15 protein-coding genes and 1 tRNA gene are annotated in these 19481 nt (G+C 70.2%); 6 read left to right on the forward strand and 10 right to left on the reverse strand.

Translation table 11 applies throughout. The annotated features are described in order from the left end of the window. Window positions 1-47 precede the first annotated feature (47 nt). Genes ACOJV7_RS02525 through rsgA form a run of 3 tightly spaced genes read left to right on the forward strand, consistent with a single transcriptional unit; the run spans window position 48 to window position 2903 of the window. Window positions 48-587 carry a DoxX family protein gene (locus ACOJV7_RS02525; protein ID WP_420188588.1) on the forward strand — a complete coding sequence of 180 codons (540 nt, stop codon included), beginning with the start codon at window positions 48-50 and terminating at the stop codon, window positions 585-587. Further along, complete coding sequence (gene aroA, locus ACOJV7_RS02530) at window positions 574-1872, forward strand: 3-phosphoshikimate 1-carboxyvinyltransferase (protein WP_420188589.1); 1299 nt, start codon at window positions 574-576, stop codon at window positions 1870-1872. Before ACOJV7_RS02525 ends, aroA begins: the two co-directional genes overlap by 14 nt. After that, entirely contained in the window at window positions 1872-2903 is a 1032-nt protein-coding gene (gene rsgA, locus ACOJV7_RS02535; protein ID WP_420188590.1) for a ribosome small subunit-dependent GTPase A, read from the forward strand. The genes aroA and rsgA overlap by 1 nt, the downstream gene beginning before the upstream one ends. Window positions 2904-2987: 84 nt before the next feature. Here the strand turns inward: rsgA and ACOJV7_RS02540 are convergent, their stop codons facing one another. The 5 genes from ACOJV7_RS02540 to ACOJV7_RS02560 all read right to left on the reverse strand — a co-directional run bounded on the left by ACOJV7_RS02540 (window position 2988) and on the right by ACOJV7_RS02560 (window position 9034). Next, the gene (locus tag ACOJV7_RS02540) at window positions 2988-4214 is read right to left on the reverse strand and encodes an ABC transporter ATP-binding protein (protein ID WP_420188591.1); all 1227 of its coding nucleotides are present in this window, start codon (window positions 4212-4214) and stop codon (window positions 2988-2990) included. Beyond that, window positions 4207-5238, reverse strand: coding sequence for an ABC transporter ATP-binding protein (locus ACOJV7_RS02545; protein ID WP_420188592.1), 1032 nt, complete (start codon window positions 5236-5238; stop codon window positions 4207-4209). Before ACOJV7_RS02545 ends, ACOJV7_RS02540 begins: the two co-directional genes overlap by 8 nt. A 16-nt stretch (window positions 5239-5254) precedes the next feature. Further along, the gene (locus tag ACOJV7_RS02550) at window positions 5255-6178 is read right to left on the reverse strand and encodes an ABC transporter permease (protein ID WP_420188593.1); all 924 of its coding nucleotides are present in this window, start codon (window positions 6176-6178) and stop codon (window positions 5255-5257) included. Continuing rightward, window positions 6171-7100, reverse strand: a complete 930-nt coding sequence (locus ACOJV7_RS02555) for an ABC transporter permease (protein ID WP_420188594.1) — start codon at window positions 7098-7100, stop codon at window positions 6171-6173. Before ACOJV7_RS02555 ends, ACOJV7_RS02550 begins: the two co-directional genes overlap by 8 nt. 275 nt (window positions 7101-7375) lie before the next feature. Then, window positions 7376-9034 (reverse strand): peptide ABC transporter substrate-binding protein, encoded by a 1659-nt coding sequence (locus ACOJV7_RS02560; RefSeq protein ID WP_420188595.1) that lies wholly within the window; start codon window positions 9032-9034, stop codon window positions 7376-7378. Window positions 9035-9229: 195 nt separating this feature from the next. On the opposite strand from ACOJV7_RS02560, the gene hisN reads away from it, so the two are divergent. Further along, complete coding sequence (gene hisN / locus ACOJV7_RS02565; protein WP_420188596.1) at window positions 9230-10012, forward strand: histidinol-phosphatase; 783 nt, start codon at window positions 9230-9232, stop codon at window positions 10010-10012. An 18-nt stretch (window positions 10013-10030) separates the two neighbouring features. On the opposite strand, the gene ACOJV7_RS02570 is transcribed toward hisN, so the two are convergent. From ACOJV7_RS02570 to ACOJV7_RS02580, 3 genes are all read right to left on the reverse strand, one after another. Further along, window positions 10031-11389, reverse strand: a complete 1359-nt coding sequence (locus ACOJV7_RS02570) for a M16 family metallopeptidase (protein ID WP_420188597.1) — start codon at window positions 11387-11389, stop codon at window positions 10031-10033. Further along, on the reverse strand, window positions 11386-12672 hold the full coding sequence (locus ACOJV7_RS02575) for a M16 family metallopeptidase (RefSeq protein WP_420188598.1): 1287 nt from the start codon (window positions 12670-12672) through the stop codon (window positions 11386-11388). Before ACOJV7_RS02575 ends, ACOJV7_RS02570 begins: the two co-directional genes overlap by 4 nt. Before the next feature lie 79 nt (window positions 12673-12751). After that, window positions 12752-14152 carry an NAD(P)/FAD-dependent oxidoreductase gene (locus tag ACOJV7_RS02580; protein ID WP_420188599.1) on the reverse strand — a complete coding sequence of 467 codons (1401 nt, stop codon included), beginning with the start codon at window positions 14150-14152 and terminating at the stop codon, window positions 12752-12754. Between the two features lie 290 nt (window positions 14153-14442). On the opposite strand from ACOJV7_RS02580, the gene ACOJV7_RS02585 reads away from it, so the two are divergent. Then, on the forward strand, window positions 14443-15240 hold the full coding sequence (locus ACOJV7_RS02585) for an SRPBCC family protein (RefSeq protein WP_420188600.1): 798 nt from the start codon (window positions 14443-14445) through the stop codon (window positions 15238-15240). A 73-nt stretch (window positions 15241-15313) separates the two neighbouring features. On the opposite strand, the gene ACOJV7_RS02590 is transcribed toward ACOJV7_RS02585, so the two are convergent. Together ACOJV7_RS02590 and ACOJV7_RS02595 are read right to left on the reverse strand one after the other, a co-directional pair. Continuing rightward, window positions 15314-15390: transfer RNA gene (locus tag ACOJV7_RS02590), tRNA-Met, on the reverse strand. Window positions 15391-15717: 327 nt separating this feature from the next. After that, on the reverse strand, window positions 15718-18669 hold the full coding sequence (locus ACOJV7_RS02595; protein ID WP_420188601.1) for a UPF0182 family membrane protein: 2952 nt from the start codon (window positions 18667-18669) through the stop codon (window positions 15718-15720). 262 nt (window positions 18670-18931) lie between these two features. Between ACOJV7_RS02595 and ACOJV7_RS02600 the strand changes: the two genes are divergently transcribed. Then, complete coding sequence (locus tag ACOJV7_RS02600; protein WP_420188602.1) at window positions 18932-19468, forward strand: PPA1309 family protein; 537 nt, start codon at window positions 18932-18934, stop codon at window positions 19466-19468. Window positions 19469-19481: the final 13 nt, after the last annotated feature.

Consider the following 19481-nt stretch of genomic DNA (forward strand, 5'->3'; position numbering starts at 1 on the left):
CTACGGTAGGAGCAGGTCCACGATCCGTTCACCCGTGAGGAGGACGCATGTCCCTCGTGCGTCGTGTTGCCCGTCCCATGCTCGCCGCCATGTTCGTCGTTGGTGGGCTCGACCAGCTGAAGCACCCCGGCGCGAAGGCCAAGGCCGCCCGGCCGGTGCTCGACCAGGCCAAGAGAGCGGGCCTGCCCGACGACCCCGAGATGCTCGTGCGCGCCAACGGGGTCGCCATGGTCGGCGGCGGCGCCCTGCTCGCCACGGGCCACGTCCCGCGCGTCGCGTCGACGGTGCTCGCAGGCACGCTCATCCCCACCACCCTTGCGGCCCACCCCTTCTGGAACGAGTCGGACCCGCAGAGGCGCGCCCAGCAGAAGGTGCAGTTCCTCAAGAACCTCGGCCTGCTCGGTGGTCTCCTCCTCGCCGCCGTCGACACCGACGGGCGCCCGAGCCTGGCCTACCGCGCCCGCAAGGCCGGGGCCAGTGCGCAGCGCACCGTGCACACGACCAAGCGCGAGGCCCGGCACGCCGCCCGGGCCGCCCGGCGCGAGGCTCGACTCAAGGCGGCCCAGGCGCAGAATGCCCTCACCTGACTGGACCTGCCCGGCCGCCGAGGGACCGGTCGACGCCACCGTCGAGCTTCCCGGCAGCAAGTCGCTGACCAACCGCTTCCTCGTCCTCGCGGCCCGCGCCGGTGGCGTCTCCCGGCTCCGCGCTCCCCTGCGTTCGCGTGACACCCTGCTCATGGCCGACGCGGTGCGTGCGCTCGGCACGGCCGTCGAGGACGTCGACGACGGAGACTGGCTCGTCACCCCCGGGACCGCCCGAGGGGGTGCGCACGTCGACTGTGGTCTGGCCGGCACCGTCATGCGCTTCGTCCCACCGCTCGCCGCCCTCGTCGACGGTGACGTCTCCTTCGACGGTGACGAGCACGCACGAACCCGTCCGATGGGGCCGGCGCTCGGCGCGCTGCGCGTTCTCGGCGTCGACGTCGCCGACGACGGGCGAGGCACCCTTCCCTTCACGGTGCGCGGCCGGGGCGCCGTCCGCGGCGGCGACGTGACCCTCGACGCGTCCGCCTCCTCGCAGTTCGTCTCGGCCCTGCTGCTGTCCGGGGCGCACTACGACGACGGTGTGACGATCCGCCACGAGGGCCCCCCGGTGCCCAGCCAGCCGCACATCGAGATGACGGTCGAGGCGCTGCGCGACGTGGGCGCCGACGTCGACGACGGTGAACCGGACACGTGGCGTGTGGAGCCCGGGCCGCTCAACCCCCTCGACGTGCAGGTCGAGCCCGACCTCTCCAACGCCGCGCCGTTCCTCGCCGCCGCCCTCGTCACACGTGGCCGCGTGCGTGTCCCCGGCTGGCCGCAGTACACGACCCAGGCCGGCGACGACATCCGCGACATCCTCGACGAGATGGGGGCCGACGTCGTCCTCGCCCGCGACGGGCTCACCGTGAGCGCCGTCGACGGCTTCACCGGCGTCGACCTCGATCTCCACGACGCCAGCGAGCTCACGCCCGTCGTCGCGGCGCTCGCCGCACTCGCCGACGGGCCGACCCGCATCCGCGGCGTCGCTCACATCCGCGGCCACGAGACCGACCGGCTCGCCGCCCTCGCCCGTGAGCTCGGCGCCCTCGGCGTCGACGTCGACGAGACCGAGGACGGGCTCCACATCGTCCCCCGGCCGCTCTCCCCCGGGCGGTTCGCCACCTACGGCGACCACCGCATGGTCATGGCGGGCGCCGTCCTCGGCCTCGCCGTTCCCGGCCTCGTCCTCGAGGACCCGGGGACGGTCGCCAAGACGCTGCCGACCTTCGTCGACCTGTGGACGGCGATGCTGGGCGAGACCGCGGCACAGGGCCGCACCGCCTGATGGCCCGCTCCGCCCGCGACTACGACGAGTCGGACGTCCGGATCCGGCCCAACAAGCGAAACAGCCGCCCGCGGTCCAAGGACCGACCTGCGCACCTCGACGCCGTGCCCGGCATGGTGACTGCGGTCGACCGGGGCCGCTACACCGTCCTCGTGGGCGACGCCGACGCCGACGAGCGCGTCGTCCTCGCGATGCGCGCCCGCGAGCTCGGGCGCAAGGGCATCGTCGTCGGTGACGACGTCGCGCTCGTCGGCGACATCTCAGGCAGCCCCGACGCCCTTGCCCGCATCGTGCGGGTCGAGCCGCGGCGGACCCTGCTGCGCCGCACCGCGGACGACACCGACCCCGTCGAGCGGGTCATCGTCGCGAACGCCGATCAGCTCGTCGTCGTCTCCGCCCTGGCCAACCCCGAGCCGCGCCCACGCCTCATCGACCGGTGCCTCGTGGCGGCTTACGACGCCGGCATGTCACCCCTGCTGGCCCTGACCAAGGCCGACCTCGCCGACCCCGGGCCGTTCCTCGGCAGCTACGCCCCGCTCGCGGTGCCGGCCGTCGTCACGGCGACGCGGGGCCCGGGCGGCACCGACGGCCTCGACGGCCTGCGGGACGCTCTCCGCGGACGGGTCAGCGTCCTCGTCGGGCACTCCGGCGTCGGCAAGTCGACCCTCGTCAACGCCCTCGTGCCCGATGCGCTCCGGGCCACCGGCGTCGTCAACGACGTCACCGGGCGTGGAAGGCATACGAGCACCTCCGCGGTGGCGCTTCGGCTGCCCGGAGGCGACGGCTGGGTCATCGACACCCCCGGCATCCGCTCGTTCGGTCTCGCTCACGTCGACCCCGAGCGGATCATCACCCACTTCCCCGACCTCGAGGCGGGGACCGACGAGTGCCCGCGCGGCTGCAGCCACGACGAGGAGGAGTGCGCCCTCGACGCCTGGGTCGCCGAGGGTCACGCCGGCCCCGCCGGCGCCTCGCGACTGGAGTCGCTGCGCCGGCTGCTGCGTGCGCGCACACCCGAGAAGGGCGACTGAGCAGGTCCGACCCACCGACAGGGCCCCGACGGACGATGTCCGCCGGGGCCCTGTCGGTGGGATGACCGCTCGTGCGGCGCCCGGTCAGACCCGGGGGTCGCGGTGCTCGGCCGGCTCGTCGTCGACGAGGCGCGTGTTGTCGGCGGGCCGGTCCATCGGACCCTCCGACTCACCCACGACCCGAGAGCCCTGCTGCACCGACGCGGCATCGGCCGGCAGGACGCCGTCGTCCTCGGCGAAGGCATCGAGGTCGATGACGTCGGTGCTGGCGAAGCGCTCGTCCGGCTCGACGTCGGTGACGTCGACCGTCTCGACGATGACCCGCGGCTCGGCGAAGAGGCAGGCCGAGCGGTGCTCGGCGACGCCGTCGGGACGCGGGATGAGCTCGGGATCGTCGACCTTGCAGCGGTCCTGCGCCTTGAAGCAGCGCGTGTGGAACCGGCAGCCCGACGGCGGGTTCGCCGGCGAGGGCACGTCGCCGGTGAGCACGATCTGCTCACGCTTGCCGCGCATCGTCGGGTCCGGGACCGGGACGGCGGACAGCAGCGCCTGCGTGTAGGGGTGCGTCGGTCGCTGGTAGATCTCCTCCTCGGTGCCGAGCTCGACCATGCGCCCGAGGTACATGACACCGACACGGTCGGAGATGTGCCGGACGACGGAGAGGTCGTGCGCGATGAAGATGTAGGAGAGCCCGAGCTCGTCCTGCAGCTTCTCCATGAGGTTGATGACCTGAGCCTGGACCGAGACGTCGAGCGCGGAGACCGGCTCGTCGCAGATGAGCACCTTGGGCCGCAGCGCGATGCCGCGGGCGATGCCGATGCGCTGGCGCTGGCCGCCCGAGAACTGGTGCGGGTAGCGGTTGATGTGCTCGGGGTTGAGGCCCACCATCTCGAGGAGCTCCTGGACGCCCTTCTTGCGGCCACCCTTCGGCACGACGTCGGGGTGGATCTCGAAGGGCTCCCCGATGATGTCGCCGACCGTCTTGCGCGGGTTGAGCGACGTGTAGGGGTCCTGGAACACGATCTGGATGTCGCGGCGGAGCTTGCGCATCGCCGAGCCACTCTGTGAGTACATGTCGACGCCGTCGAAGTTCACGGTCCCCGACGTGGGCTCCTCGAGGCGCATGAGCACGCGGCCGAGGGTCGACTTGCCACAACCGGACTCGCCGACGATGCCGAGGGTCTCACCGCGCTGGAGCTCGAACGAGACCCCGTCGACGGCCTTGACGTGACCCGTCGTCGTACGGAGCACACCACCCTTGATCGGGTAGTGCTTGTAGAGGTTGTCGGCCTTGAGAATGACGTCAGCCATTGAGGACCTCCTCGGCGAAGTGGCAGCGCGACTCCTGGTTGCCGATGACGCGCAGGGCGGGCTCCTCGGTGCGGCAGATGTCCTGCGCCATGCGGCACCGCGGGTTGAACGTGCAGCCCGGGGGAATCCGGGTGAGGTTCGGTGGCAGGCCACCGATCGCGGCGAGGGTCTGGCCCTTCTGGTCGAGGCGCGGGATCGACTCGAGCAGACCCCGGGTGTAGGGGTGGGCGGGACGGGCGTAGAGGTCCTCGATCTCCGCCTGCGCGACGATGCGACCGGCATACATGACGGAGGCGCGGTCGGCGACGTCGGCCACGACACCGAGGTCGTGGGTGATGAGGATGAGGCCCATCTGACGCTCCTCCTGGAGCTCAGCGAGCAGGGCCATGATCTGCGCCTGGACGGTGACGTCGAGGGCGGTGGTCGGCTCGTCGGCGATGAGGACTGCCGGGTCGAGCGCGATCGCCATCGCGATCATGATGCGCTGGCGCATGCCGCCCGAGAACTGGTGCGGGTACTGCTTGACCCGCTCCTTGGCCGCCGGGATGGCGACGCGCTCCATGAGGCGGATGGCCTGGGCGTAGCTGTCGGACTTGTTCATCCCACGGTGCTGGCGGAACATCTCGCCAATCTGCCACCCGACCGGGAAGGTCGGGTTGAGCGAGCTGAGCGCGTCCTGGAAGATCATCGAGATCTCGGGACCGCGCATCTTGCGACGCTGCTCCTCAGGCATGGTGAGCAGGTCCTGGCCGCAGTAGCGGATGGCTCCGGACGGGATGACGGCCGGCGGCATGTCGAGGATGCCCATGATCGCCTGCGCGGTCACGGACTTGCCCGAGCCGGACTCGCCGAGGATGGCCAGGGTCTCGCCCTGGCGGAGGTCGAACGACACGCCGTTGATGGCTTTGGCGACACCCTCCGCCGTGTGGAACTCGACGAAGAGGTCGTCGACCTGGAGGAGGCGTCCGTCGGAGTCGGGCTTGTAGGCCGAGGCGGGCGCCACTGACTTGGTGGTGGTGGTCACTGAGCTGCCTTCCTGCTCATCGAGACTTCGGGTCGAAGGCGTCGCGCACGGCATCGCCGAGCAGGATGAACGCCAGGACCGCGAGGCTGAGGAACAGACTGGGGAAGAGAAGGATGTGCGGGTAGGTGCGCACGGCCACGAGCGCGTCGCTGATGGCCACGCCCCACGAGATCGCCGGCGGCGTGAGTCCGATGCCGAGGAACGACAGGGTCGCCTCCGCCACGATGTAGGCGCCGAGGTTGATCGTCGAGACGACGATCGCGGGGGCCAGGGCGTTGGGGAGGATGTGTGACCGGATGATCCGCCACGGGCTCGCACCGAGCGCGCGCGCCGCGAGGACGTACTCGTTGGGCTTGACCTGCAGGACGCTCGAGCGCATGAGTCGCGCGATCGAGGGCCAGCCGAAGATCGTCAGGGTGAGCACGACCTTGCCGACGATGAGGAAGTACGGCGTCGTCTGCGGGTTGTTGGGGAAGCTCGACATGAAGAGGATGCCGCCGAGGAGCAGCGGGATCGCGAAGAAGATGTCGGTGATCCGCGAGACGAGCGCGTCGAGCCACCCACCGTAGAAGCCGGCGATGATGCCGACCGCACCACCGACGAGCAGCGTCGTCAGCGACGTGAGGATGCCGACGATGATCGACGCCCGCGCACCGTAGATGGTGCGGGCGAAGATGTCGTAGCCCTGGGTGTCGGTTCCGAACCACGCGTCGCCGTTGGGCTTCGCGCGCACGTTGTTGATGTCGCCGAAGGTCGGGTCGGTCTTGGTGAAGAGCGAGGGCCAGACGGCCATGAGCACGAAGACCGTGATGAGCGCGACCGAGACCCAGAACAGCTTGTTCTTGCGCAGGGAGCGCCACGCGTCCTGCGCGAGCGAGCGGGCCTCGCCCACGTCGTCGCCAACCGTGGGCTGGACGCTGACGGCAAGGGAGTCAGTCATGGCTGATCCTCGGGTCGAGCACGCCGTAGAGAAGGTCGACGAGCAGGTTGACGAGCAGGTACACGATGACGAGCACGGTCACCGCGGAGACGACGGCGACACCGTCGCGGGAGTTGATGCCCTTCCAGATGTAGCCACCCACTCCCTGGATGTTGAAGATGCGCTCGGTCACGATGGCCCCACCGAGGAGTCCGCCGAAGTCTGCACCGATGAAGGTGACGACGGGGATGAGCGAGTTGCGCAGCGTGTGCACGCCGACGGCGCGGGACTTCTTGAGGCCCTTCGCGGCGGCGGTGCGCACGTAGTCCGCGCGCAGGTTCTCGACGAGGTTGGTCCTCGTGAGGCGCGCGACGTAGGCGATGGAGAGGGAGCCGAGGACGAACGCGGGCAGGATGAGCGAGCTCGTGGGCGCCTCGAGGCTGGGCACGGTGGCAGGGAAGATCCCCCACTTGATGCCGAAGAGGTACTGCAGCAGCACGCCGATGACGAAGACGGGGATGGAGATGACGAAGAGGGTGCTCACGGTGACGAGGTTGTCGATGAACCTCCCCTTGCGCACTCCGGCCAGCACTCCGGCGAGGATGCCGATCACCGCCTCGAAGGCGATCGCCATGAGCGCGAGCCGACCGGTGATCGTGTAGCGCTGGGCGAGGTCCTCCTTGACGGGGATGCCGTAGAAGTTCGTGCCCAGGTCCCCCTGGACGAACTTGCCGAGGTACTTGCCGTACTGCACGGGCAGCGGGTCGTTGAGGTTGTGCTCCTCGCGGAACTTCGCGACGTACTCCGGCGAGCACGGGCGCTCACCACACTTGCCTGCGGTCGGGTCTCCGGGCAGGGCGAAGACCATGGCGAAGATGATGAAGGTTGCTCCCAGCACCACTGGGATCATCTGCAACAGCCGCCTGACGATGTACTTGCCCATGTCACCTCCTGGGTCACTTGCGGCCCAGTCCGCGGTGGCGGAGGGGCACGACGAGACGGCGTGCGCTCATCTCGAGAAGTTGGGGTTGGCTTGGTGTAGCCGGCAGAACTGCAACATACCTGACGCGAGAAGCGCTCAGGCAGCGTCGCGGCTCCGGTGGGGCCAGGGTGCCCCGAGGGGAAATGTACTTCCGGCATGCTGTCGGCCTGCCGGCGAGTGCCGGCAGGCCGACAGCCTGCTCTTGCCGGGTCAGATGCTCACCCGACGTGTGGGGGTCACTTCAGCGAGATGCTCGCGTAGTCCGGGACACCGAACGGCGTGGACTTGACGTTGGTGACCTTGTCGGACCAGCCGAAGGTGGCCGTCGAGTACCACAGCGGGATGGTGGCCATGTCCTTGGCGATGATGGCCTCGGCCTCCTGGTAGAGCTTGTTCGCCTCGGCGGGGTCGGTGGCCGCAGCGGCCTCCTTGAGCTTGGCGTCGAACTCCGGGTCGGAGAAGTCACCGTCGTTGGACGAGGCGCCCGTGCCGTAGAGCGGCGCGAGGAAGTTCTCGATCGACGGGTAGTCCATCTGCCAGCCGGTGCGGAACATGCCCTTCATCTTCCGGTCGTGGATCTGGGTCCGGAAGGTGGAGAAGTCGACCACCGGGGTGGCGACACAGTCGACACCGAGAGCCTGCTTGATGCTGTTGCAGGTGGCCTCGGTCCACTCCTTGTGCGACGCGTCAGCGTTGTAGGAGAGGGTGATCTTGCCGCCCTTGAAGCCGCCGGCCTTCGCGAGCTGCTCCTTGGCCTTGGCCGGGTCGTACTTGCAGAACTCGCCACAGACGTCGGCCTTGTAGCCGTCGACGACCGGGGAGACCCAGCCGGTCGCGGGCTCACGCGAGCCGTTGAAGATGGCCTTGATGATGGCCTCGCGGTTGATCGCCATGGAGATGGCCTTGCGGACCTCGGGACCGTAGTTCGGGTCCACCTTGGCCGGGGCCGTGGTGATCGTCTGGATGACACCGACCGGCTTCTGGAGGTTGCGGTCCGGAAGGTCGGTCTTGTACTTGTCGTCGATCTGGGCGCTGGCCGGGACCTCGTCGGTCACGTCGAGCTGGTTCGCCTGGACGTCGGCGTAGGCCGCGTTGCTGTCCTGGTAGATCTTGAACGTGATGCTGTCGAGGTTGCCCTTCTTGTCGCCGCTGTAGTCGGCGAACTTCGAGAGCTTGATCTCGGCGTTCTTGGTCCAGCTGTCGACCTTGTAGGGGCCGGCCGCGATCGGCTTGTCACCGAACGTCTTGGGGTCGGCGAAGAAGGCGTCGGGCTGCGGCGAGAACGCGGTGTAACCGAGACGCACCGGGAGGTTCGAGACCTTCTCCGTCGTCTTGATGGTGAAGGTCGTGTCGTCGACGACCTTGAGGCCGGTCATCTCCTTGGCCTTGGGCTCGGGAGCCTTCTGCGGGCCCTCCTCGCCGTCCGGGTCCTCCGACTGGAGGTCGCCGTAGCCCTCGATGGGCTCGAAGAAGTAGGAGCCGAGCTGGGCGTTGGGGCCGTAAGCGGTGTAGTTCCAGGCGTCGACGAAGTTCTTGGCCTTGACGACGGTGCCGTCGTGGAACTTGTAGTCCTTCTTGAGCTTGACCGTGAAGGTCTGGTTGTCCGAGGTCTCGATCGACTCAGCGATGTCGTTCTCGGGAGCGGCGGTGTCGACGTTGTACTTGACGAGCTTGGCCGTCACGACGTCGAGAACGTTGCCGCCACACGTCTCGGACGTGTTGCCCGCGATCAGGGGGTTCTCGGGGTTGCAACCGCGGACGGTGATGGCGCCACCGGTCTTGGCAGCGGTGTCGGTCGTGTCGCCGCCCTCGTCGCTGCCGCCACCACAACCGGCGAGCAGCAGCGCTGCTGCCGAGATACCGGCAACGGCCACCGTGCGAGTGGTTCCTCGCATGGATGTCCTCCTACGTGTCGATCCGTCCCAGGGAAAGTGAACGGACATCAAGTGAGAGCCGGACCCGGTCGGGTGGCCCCCGCATGCCCTGGAAGGCACGCGGTCCCCATGTAAGACCACATCGGCGGCATCCGGGAGGGGCGTGACCGACCCGAGACCCGATTGTGACCGTCCCGAGGGGCTACGGTGACGGACGTGCCGACCTACGACGACGACCTGCGACTCGCCCATGTCCTCGCGGACGCCGTCGAGCGGGTGACGGTGTCCCGCTTCCGTTCCGAGGACCTCCACGTCGAGGCCAAGCCCGACCTCACACTCGTCAGCGACGCCGACCGCAGCGCCGAGGAGCTCGTCCGCTCCCAGCTCAAGCGCACCCGCCCTCGTGACGCAGTCATCGGCGAGGAGATGGAGCCCACGGGACACGGGCCACGCCAGTGGGTCATCGACCCCATCGACGGCACCCACAACTTCGTCCGCGGCGTGCCGGTCTGGGCGACGCTCATCGGGCTCATCGACAACGGGCAGCCGGTCCTCGGCCTCGTCGCCGCGCCGGCCCTCAACCGCCGCTGGTGGGCGGCCCTCGGCAGCGGGGCCTGGGCCGGGCGCAGCCTCACCTCCGCGTCACGCATCTCGGTCTCGAAGGTCTCGCGGCTCGAGGATGCATCGCTGTCCTACAGCTCCGCGACGTCGTGGGAGGCGGTGGGTCGCCAGGAGGCAGTCCTCGACCTCGCCCGCGACTGCTGGCGCGAGCGCGCCTACGGCGACTTCTGGTCCTACATGCTCCTCGCCGAGGGCGCGGTCGACATCGCCGCCGAGCCCGAGCTCGGGCTCCACGACATGGTCGCGCTCGTGCCGATCGTCACCGAGGCCGGCGGCCGCTTCACCTCGCTCAAGGGTGAGGACGGCCCCTTCGGCGGCAACGCGGTGGCGACCAACGGCCTCCTCCACGATGAGGTGCTCGGCCGCATCGGCCTCTGACCGCGGGCCTGACGGACCTCAGTTGGGGACGACCGTCACCGGCCCCAGGCCCAGGCCCTCGATGCCCTCACGGAGGCTCGCCGCGTCACCGACGACGACGACGACCCACTCCCCCGTCGCGACCTCGGCGTATGCCGTCCTCAACCGTTCTTCGTCGAGCTCGCGCATCGCGGCGAGTGTCGTCGTCTGGAAGTCGAGCGGGAGCCCTTCGAGAGCGAGCGCCGAGGCCTCGTCCGCGACCGCGTCTGCGGTGGCGTAGCGACCGGGGGCGGTCTGGACGACGTAGTCGACGCCACCGCGGATCTCGCTCTCGGAGAACCCGTCTCGTGCCCGGTCGAGGATCTCGACGAGGAGTCGCAGGGCGTCGATGGTCGAGTCCGCGCGCACCGACCCGGCGGTGACGAAGGACCCACCGCGGGCCCTCGGCCGGAACGCCGAGCGGAGGCCGTAGGTGTAGCCCTTGTCCTCGCGCAGCACCGCGTCGACGCGGGCGCTCGGCGACCCGCCGACGACGAAGCTGAGGACGGGGTAGGGCGCCCACCCGGTGGCGACCGACCGGTCCGGTCCGGGTGCAGCGACGGTGAGCTCGCTCTGGACCGATCCCGGGCGGTTGACGAGGACGACCCGGCGGCCTCCCCCTGCCGGTCGGGGCGCTCGGGGTGGGGTCGCGCCGACGTGGTCGGGGTTGACCCACTGGCCCAGGGTCTCCTCGACCAACGACACGACGTCGACACCGTCGAGGTCGCCGGCGACGACGAGCGTGGCGCCGCTCGGCCCGACGTGGCGGCGGTGGAAGTCGACGACGTCGTCGCGCCCCATCGCCGAGATGGTCTCCGGACGGCCCGCGGCGGGGCGCGAGGCGCGCTCGGTCGGAGCCCAGAGGGTGGCGCTCAGCTCACGCGCCGCACGGTGCGGGGCGGAGGCGCGCTCCTGCTCGATCTCGGCCAGCCTGCTCCGCAGGATCCGGCGGACCTCGGACTCCGGGAAGGCCGGCTCGGACAGGGCCTGGCGAAGAAGGTCGAGCGCCTGCGGCAGGAGCCGCTGCGGCACGTCGACGTCGACGCTCAGTCCCCCGTCGGTGACCGAGGCGCCGAGTGCCATGCCGGTGCGCTCCATGAGCTCGGCGAACTCCTCGCTGGAGTGCCGGGCCGTACCCTCGTCGAGGAGCCGTGCGGTCATGGCGGCGACGCCCTCGCGGTCTGCCGGCTCGTCGGTGAGCGAGAGCGGCACGACGAGACGGAGCGACACGACGTACTGGCCGGGGACGGCATACGAGAGAAGGCGTATGCCGTTCTCCGTCACCGACTCGTCGGGGACCGGGAAGGCCCACGGTTCGGGTGGGGCGACCTCGGGGCGGGCCACGGTTCCGGCGCTCATGCGACCTCCTCCGTCTCGACGTCACCGCGGTAGGCGACCACGGCCCTGCTCTCCGGGCGCAGCCAGACCGCCGCGGCCTCGCGCACCTGTTCGGGCGTCACGGCTCGCAGCCGGTCGAGGTGGGTGTTGACGAGCCGGGGGTCGCCGTGGAGCGACGCGTAGTGGGACAGGGCGTCGGCCCTCTCCTCCTGGCTCGCGAGCATCGACAGCCAGGACCGCTCGGCCTGGGCGAGCGCGGCGTCCATCTCGGCCTCGGTCGGACCCTCGACGGCGAACCGCTCGAGCTCCTCGACGAGCACCGCCTCGACCTCCTCGGTGTCGGACTCGTCGGCCACGTCGAGGACGAAGAAACCGAGCGAGACACCGTCGACGAAGCCCCACGAGGTCGCGTGCACACCGAGGGCCTTCTGCTCCTGGCGGACCAGCCGGCGGACGAGGCGCGACGAGGCGAGCCCTCCCAGCGCGTCGAGCGCGAGGCTCGCGGCGTCGAACTCGGGGGTCTCGTCCACGGGCAGCCGGAAGGCGATGTGGAGCCGGTCGTTGGGGACGTCCTCGCGCCGTTCGACGCGCACGGGCTCGACGAGGGGCGAGAGGTGCTCGACCCGATCGCGACGGTCCTCCTCCCGCGGCTCGATGGCGCCGAAATAGCGCTCCACGAGGGCGAACCCGTCCTCCGGGGTGACGTCACCGCAGAGGGTGAGGACGGTGTTGCCGGGGGCGTAGTGCCGACGGAAGAACGCGTGGACGTCGTCGAGGCTGGCGGCGTCGAGGTCCTCCATCGAGCCGATCGTCGGGTGGTGGTAGGGGTGCCCCTCGGGGAAGGTCGCGGCGTAGACGTCGATGAGCGCGTTGCCGTAGGGCTGGTTGTCGTAGCGCTGGCGCTTCTCCTCCTTGACGACGTCGCGCTGGTTGTCGAGGTTGGCCTGCGTCACGGCATCGAGGAGGTGACCGTGGCGGTCGGCCTCGAGCCAGAGCGCGAGCTCGAGGGCACCCTTGGGCACGGTCTCGAAGTAGTTGGTGCGGTCGAACCACGTCGTCGCGTTGAGCCGGCCGCCCTGGCTCATGAGCGCCTCGAAGTGCTCCCCGCTCCTGACGCTGCGCGAGCCCTGGAACATGAGGTGCTCGAAGAGGTGCGCGAAGCCCGTGCGCCCCGGGGACTCGTGGCGTGAGCCGACGCCCACCCAGATGTTGACCGTGACGTTGGGGACGCTGGGGTCCGGCGAGACGACGACACGCAGCCCGTTGGGCAGAGTGCGCTCGTGGACCGGGTAGTCGAGCGGCATGGCGCCACCCTACGTGCCGCCGGGCTCCCGGCTGGCGTGGCAGAGGGGGGTGGCCCTGACGGGCCCGTATGCCGTCCGCTCAGCCGACGCGCTCGACCTCGGCCGCGTCGTCGGTGCGCGGCTCTGCGGCTGGAGCGTGGTCGGACTCGACCACGGGCAGCTTCGGCAGGTCCTCCGGCGGGATGCCGCGGATGATGTTGCGGGCGAGGATCTGCTGCGCCGTCACCGTGCGCTCCGAGCGGCCGCGGCCGATGAAGCTCACCATCCAGTGCAGCAGCGTCGTGATCCGCTGCTTGAAGCCGATGAGGTAGACGATGTGGATCGCGAGCCACAGCACCCAGGCGAGGAACCCGGAGAAGCGGAGCTTGCCGACGCTCGCGACCGCGCTGAAGCGCGAGATCGTGGCCATCGAGCCCTTGTCGAAGTAGGAGAACTTCTCGGGAGCGGGCTTGCCGTCGAGGCGGGCCTTGAGGTGCTTCGCGGCGTAGCGGGCTCCTTGGATGGCCACCTGGGCCACACCCGGCAGGTTGTCGAGGGCAGCCATGTCGCCGACGACGTAGACGTCGGGGCGCCCGGGCAGGGTGAGGTCGGGGTTGACCATGATGCGTCCGGCGCGGTCGAGCTCGGCCTCGGACTGCTCGGCGAGCATCACGCCCAGCTCGGAGGCCTGGACACCGGCGGCCCAGACCTTGGTCGCCGACTCGATGCGGTCGCGGGTGCCCTCGGGCGTCTCGATGTCGATGCCGGTGGAGTCGACGCCGACGACCTTGGTGCCGAGCACGACCTCGACACCCATCTTCGTGAGCCGCTCGCGGGCGTCGCCTCCGAGCCGGTCGCCGAAGGACGGCAGCACCTTGGGCGCGGCGTCGAGCAGGATGATGCGCGCCTGCCGGGTGTCGATGGCGCGGAAGTCGCGCCTCAGGGTGCGGTGCGCGAGCTCGGCGATCTGGCCGGCCATCTCGACACCGGTGGGACCGGCTCCGACGACGACGAAGGTGAGGTAGCGGTCGCGCTCGGCCGGTGCGGTGGCGAGCTCGGCCCACTCGAAGGAGCCGAAGATGCGGCCACGCAGCTCGAGGGCGTCGTCGATGCTCTTCATTCCCGGTGCGTACTCGGCGAACTGGTCGTTGCCGAAGTAGGACTGCCCGGCGCCCGCCGCCACGAGCAGGGTGTCGAAGGGTGTCACCGTCTCGCGGCCGAGCACCTCGCTCGTCACGGTCTTGGCATCGAGGTCGATCGCGACGACCGTGCCGAGGATGACGCGGGCGTTCTTCTGGCGGGCGAGGATCTCACGCGTGCTCGGCGAGATCGCGCCCTCGGAGAGGATGCCGGTCGCCACCTGGTAGAGCAGCGGCTGGAACAGGTGGTGGGTCGTCTTGGCGACGAGGGTGACCTCGACGTCCTTGCGGCGACGCAGTGCCTGCGTGCCGAAGAGCCCGCCGAAGCCGGAACCGATGACGACGACCCTGTGCGTGGCCATGCTGTGCCTCCTCGAAAGTGGTCGGGTGACCTCTCCGGCCCACCACTGACAAAATCGGCGGGCCGTCCATGACGACCCGCCTTTGTCGACCGCTGGTCGAGCCCGTGGGGCTCGCTCCATCTCACTTCATCCTAACCACCCGCCGAGCCAGGTTGTTCCTGGGCGTCGTGCCGTCGTCGTCGGGCTTTTCCGTCGTCGAGAAGGTTTGGTTGGGCGCTGAGGGGGCAGGGACCGTCACCCACACAGCCCGTCCGCGAGAGCGCTCCGGCGCCTCGCCAGAAGGAGGAACGATGACGACCAAGGTCGAGAAGAGTGTCACCGTCGACGTCCCGGTCGAGATGGCCTACAACCAGTGGACCCAGTTCGAGGAGTTCCCGAAGTTCATGGGCGGCGTGCAGGAGGTGCAGCAGCTCGATGACAAGCGCCTGCACTGGGTCGCCGAGATCGCGGGCGTCAGGCGCGAGTGGGACGCCACCATCCTCGAACAGCGTCAGGACGAGAAGATCGCGTGGGCTGCCACCCAGGGTGCGACCAACGCCGGTGCGGTCTACTTCTCCCCCGTCGGCGCCGGGCAGACCCAGGTCAGGTTGGAGCTCGAGTACGAGCCGGAGGGCCTCATCGAGAAGGCCGGTGACGCTGTCAACGTCATCGAGCGCCAGGCGGAGAAGGATGTCGAGTCCTTCAAGACCTTCATCGAGGGCCGCATGTCCGAGACGGGCGCCTGGCGCGGCGACGTCGAGGGCACCACCGTCGGCACACCGGGCGTCGAGAGCGCCACGTCACAGGGCGACAGCGGCAAGGCCGGCCTGTCGGGCACGGCCAAGGTCGCCGGCGCTGCCGGCATCGCCGCAGCCGGAGTCGCGGCCGCTGCGGCCACGAGGACGTCGGGCTCCGGAGGGTCCTCCGACGAGACGGAGGACGCGGGAGCCACGACCGAAGGCTCCATCGAGGCGACCCAGCCGCCCGTGACGGAGACGACGACCGCCCCCGAGACCACTCTCGATCCCGACACGAGGGTGGACGACGCCATCATCCTCGACGAGCCGCCGCGCACGGGCGGCGCCGGAGGCACCGGCACCGGGGTCTGAGACCCTCGACGGCCGGCACCCGGCAACGCAGGAACCCCGGACCTGTGGGTCCGGGGTTCCTGTCGGTTCTGCGTGGTAGCGGGGGCAGGATTTGAACCTGCGACCTCCGGGTTATGAGCCCGGCGAGCTACCGAGCTGCTCCACCCCGCGTCGAGTGAGGACCTTGCGGTCGCTCGGTACCCCTAGGTTACGTGACCACGACCGAGGGACCAAATCGAGGTGGGGCTTCCCCGCCGGACCGCATGGTTGCAGGGTCCGCACACCGTCCGACCCGTCGAGGAAGGCGCGGGGGCACGATGGCGCCATGTGGACCGGGCGGGACTGCACGGGATCGCGTCCACCGACCCTCGCCTTCGGGATCCGGGACCTCCTCCGCCTCAACCCGCCGCCCTCGACCGGCTCACCATCGAGAACCGCCGCGCCCACCGGTGGTGAGCGCGGCGGTGCCGAGGTCTCGGGTGCCGGGTGTCGCTGCCGTCAGGGGGACGGCGACGGCGTGGGCGTCGGTGTCGCCGAGCCGCTCGGGCTCGGCGTCGCCAGCTGCGGGCTGATCGCGGCCGCACGGGCGATCGCGTCCTGAAGGTCCTTCTGGGCCTCGCCGTATGCCGCGAAGTCACCCTTCTTGAGCGCCGCCTGACCCGCGGTGTTCGCCGCCTCGATCTCACGGATGATCGCGGCGAGCTGGATGCTCGGTGTCTGGCTCGGCGTCTGGCCACCGGTCGTGGGTGGCGTGCCCCCGGAGTCCGAACCGCTGTCGCCGGCGCTCGCGCCCGAGTTGCCGCCGAAGAGCCCGTCGAGCGCCTGGTCGAGGGTCTCTCCCCAGGCGATGCGCTTGCCGAAGACGGCGACGGTCGCCTTGTTCTGCGGGAACGACCCGCCCTCTCGCGAGGCCTGGACGTACATCGGCTGGACATAGAGCAGACCCTCGCCGACCGGCAGGGTGAGCAGGTTGCCGTAGGTGAGCTGCTTGCCCGACTGCCGGTTCTGGGCGATGAACTGGCTGAGGTTGAGCGGTTCGCTCGGACTCTGCGACCGGGCGGTGGAGACCTCGATCTGGTTCTGGACCTGGCCCGGCCCGTCGACGGCCGAGTTGCGTGGCAGCTCGAGCAGGCGCATCGAGCCGTAGGACCCGGCGGGCTTGCCGGCCGTCGAGCCGGCGTCGGAGTCGACGGCGAGGAACCCGCGGAGGATCTCGCGGCCGGAGCCGGAGGGGATGAACGTCGTCGTGAGCGAGAACGCCGGGGCGGACTGGTCGGGCATCGCCAGCGACTGGTAGTAGACCGGCTGGTCCTGCGTGGCGTGGGTCGGGTCCTTGGGGACCCGCCAGAAGTCGCCACCGCCGTAGAACGAGTTGGCGTCGGTGACGTGGTAGCTCGAGAGCAGCTGCCGCTGGACCTTGAAGAGGTCCTGCGGGTAGCGGACGTGGCTCATGAGCTGCGCGGACATCTCGGACATCGGCGACACCGCGCCCGGAAACGCCTTGCTCCATGCCTTGAGGATCGGGTCCTTGGTGTCCCAGCCGTAGAGCTTGACCTGGCCGTCGTAGGCGTCGACCGTGGCCTTGACCGAGTTGCGGATGTAGTTGACCTGCTCCGACCCCGCGACGACGACGCTCGACGAGCGCTCGCTCACCGAGTCCGAGGTCGCCTCCGAGAGGTCGGTGAGCTTGCTGTTGGGGTAGCGCGCGGTCGTCGTGTAGGCGTCGACGATCCACGTGACCCGACCGTCGACGACCGCCGGGTAGGCGTTCCCGTCGACGGTGAGGAACGGGGCGACGCGCTCGACGCGCTCCCGCGGACCGCGGTGGTCGAGGAGCCGCGACTCCTCGTTGACCGCGTCCGAGAGGAGGAACTTCGGCTCGCGGTACTTCACGGCATACGCGACCTTGCGGAAGAAGGAGCCGATCGCGACGCCACCCTTCCCCTCGTAGGTGTTGTTGGCCTGGCCGCCCGCGCCGCGGTCGTCCGGGTAGTCGAACTCGCGCGGGGTGGCACCCTCGGGCGCGCCGACGATGGAGTAGCGGGGCGACTCCTCGCCGAAGTAGATGCGCGGCTCGTAGTCGACGCCCATCGGGCCCTTGGTGGAGAAGCCGCTCGAGAAGAACTGCGGGTCGCCCTCGCTCGTGCGCTTGTTGCCGTAAGCGCCGATGAAGCCGAACCCGTGGGTGTAGACGGTGTGGTCGTTGAGCCAGTTGCGCTGTCCCTCCGGGACGCCCGCGAGGTTGAGCTCGCGCACGGCCACGACCGAGTCGCTCTTCCTGCCGTCGATCGAGTAGCGGTCCACGTCGAGGATGTCGGGGAAGGCGTAGTACTGGCGCAGGCCCTCGAACTGACGGAAGGTCGGCGAGACGACGTTGGGGTCGACGAGGCGGATGCCCGGGATCGTCTCGGCGTCCTCGCGCAGCTGCCCGGGCTCGGCGTCGGTGGTCGCGGAGTAGGGCGTCTTCTCGATGCCGTCGATGCCGAAGGCGACCCGGGTGGCGTCGATGTTGCGCTGGATGTACGTGGCCTCGAGCGACTTCTCCGACGGGCGCACCTTGAGCGACTGCACGGCCGCGGGGTAGAGCCCGCCGGCGACGACGGAGAGCACGGTGAGCAGGCCGACGCCGATGAGCGGCAGGCGCCAGCTGCGGGTCCAGATCGAGGCGATGAAGAAGCCGGCGCACATCACGGTGGCGACGGCGAGGATGGCCTTGATCGGGAGGACCGCGTTGGCGTCGGTGTAGGTGATGCCGGTGATGAGCCGGGACTCGTGGGTCGTGAGGTTGTAGCGGTCGAGCCAGTAGGCGGCGGCGCGCACGAGGGCGAGCAGCGAGGCGAGCGTCGCGATCTGGATGAAGGCCGCGCGGGTCGTGTCACCGCGGCCGGGCAGCTGGAGCCCGCCGTAGACGTAGTGCGTGAAGGCCGCGGCAAGGAGCGCGAGCAGGAGCACGACGGTGAAGAAGCTGACGAGGAACCGCAGCCACGGCAGCGTGAAGACGAAGAAGCCCACGTCGAGCCCGAACTGGGGGTCCTTGGTGCCGAAGGGCACGGCGTTGCGCCACAGCAGGAAGGTGCGCCAGGCACCCATCGCGGCAGCACCGGCGAGGAGCCCCAGCACCGACGGGATGACGACCGTCGCGAGCCGGCGCAGCGGGTCGAGGACCTGGCGGTACTGGTCGAGGACCTGCGCCGACGGTGACGGCAGGATGCGGCGGGGACGCGAGCGGTAGGCGATGACGAGGCTCGAGCCGACGGCGCCGGCGGTGAGGACGAAGGCCGCGGCGAAGAGCAGGACGCGCGTGCCGAGCTGGGTGAGGAAGACGTCGCGGAAGCCGACGGAGTCGAACCACCACACGTCGGTGAGGATGCCCGCGGCCATGAGCCCGAGGATCGCGAGGCCGGCGAGGATCATGAGCGTCGTGCCGAGCGGCCCTCGCCTGGGCGGCAAGCCGGGTCCACCGGGACCGGGGCCACCGGGCCGGCGGATGCGTCCCCCGGCTCCCCCGCCGGGGCCGGCGCCTCGAGCCGGACCATCGGGCTCACGCGGGCCCGACCCGCCCCCCTGCTTGTCTGCATCGTCGGGGTTGATGCCGTCGAACCACTCTGGCCGGCTCACTGCTCGTTGACTCCAGCTCGGAAAACCGCCCCGGGCGAAACCCGGGCTGAGGGGTCAACCTATCTCGCGAGTCTGAGTGCGGCACGATGGGTCCGTGACCCGCCCCTCGCAGCCCGTGACCGACCCGCTCTCCCTGGCCGCGCTCGACACCGAGCGGCACGTCGCCTCCGGTGGCTGGGACCAGCCGCCGCGCCTCTTCGCCCTCGTGTCGACCGCCGACCTCGTCGCCCGTGAGCCCCAGCTGGCCGCGGGCCTCTCGGTCTCGGACCAGATCGACGGGGCGCTCACAGCCATCGAGCAGGAGGACCTGCCCGAGTCGGAGTCGATCGAGAACCTGCTCGGCAGGATCGCTTGGCCCGAGACCGTCCTCGGCTGCGCCATCGTCGTCGAGCGACTCGTCGTCCCGCCCGAGGCCGAGCGGGACCTGCCCCGCGACCGGGACGCAGCCGTCTCGGCCCTGGCCGCGCACCCCGACCGTCGCGACGTGCGGCTGCTCGCCGCCGTGACCCGCGACGGACGCAGCATCTGCCTCCTGCGCCAGCGCGAGCACGACAGCGACGACCGGGTCGCGACCGGGAGCGACATCGCACCTGGACTCGTGGCTGCGCTGCGCTCGACCTTCACCGACTGAGGCCGCTCCCCCG

This window comes from Knoellia tibetensis (assembly GCF_048606415.1).
GTDB classification, from domain to species: domain Bacteria; phylum Actinomycetota; class Actinomycetes; order Actinomycetales; family Dermatophilaceae; genus Knoellia; species Knoellia tibetensis.

Excerpts from the sequence above, each read along its gene's own strand:
- ACOJV7_RS02525 (WP_420188588.1), top strand. The coding sequence starts at position 48 with ATGTCCCTCGTGCGTCGTGTTGCCCGTCCCATGCTCGCCGCCATGTTC.
- aroA (WP_420188589.1), top strand. The coding sequence starts at position 574 with ATGCCCTCACCTGACTGGACCTGCCCGGCCGCCGAGGGACCGGTCGAC.
- rsgA (WP_420188590.1), top strand. The coding sequence starts at position 1,872 with ATGGCCCGCTCCGCCCGCGACTACGACGAGTCGGACGTCCGGATCCGG.
- ACOJV7_RS02540 (WP_420188591.1), bottom strand. The coding sequence starts at position 4,214 with ATGGCTGACGTCATTCTCAAGGCCGACAACCTCTACAAGCACTACCCG.
- ACOJV7_RS02550 (WP_420188593.1), bottom strand. The coding sequence starts at position 6,178 with ATGACTGACTCCCTTGCCGTCAGCGTCCAGCCCACGGTTGGCGACGAC.
- ACOJV7_RS02555 (WP_420188594.1), bottom strand. The coding sequence starts at position 7,100 with ATGGGCAAGTACATCGTCAGGCGGCTGTTGCAGATGATCCCAGTGGTG.
- ACOJV7_RS02560 (WP_420188595.1), bottom strand. The coding sequence starts at position 9,034 with ATGCGAGGAACCACTCGCACGGTGGCCGTTGCCGGTATCTCGGCAGCA.
- ACOJV7_RS02570 (WP_420188597.1), bottom strand. The coding sequence starts at position 11,389 with ATGAGCGCCGGAACCGTGGCCCGCCCCGAGGTCGCCCCACCCGAACCG.
- ACOJV7_RS02575 (WP_420188598.1), bottom strand. The coding sequence starts at position 12,672 with ATGCCGCTCGACTACCCGGTCCACGAGCGCACTCTGCCCAACGGGCTG.
- ACOJV7_RS02580 (WP_420188599.1), bottom strand. The coding sequence starts at position 14,152 with ATGGCCACGCACAGGGTCGTCGTCATCGGTTCCGGCTTCGGCGGGCTC.
- ACOJV7_RS02585 (WP_420188600.1), top strand. The coding sequence starts at position 14,443 with ATGACGACCAAGGTCGAGAAGAGTGTCACCGTCGACGTCCCGGTCGAG.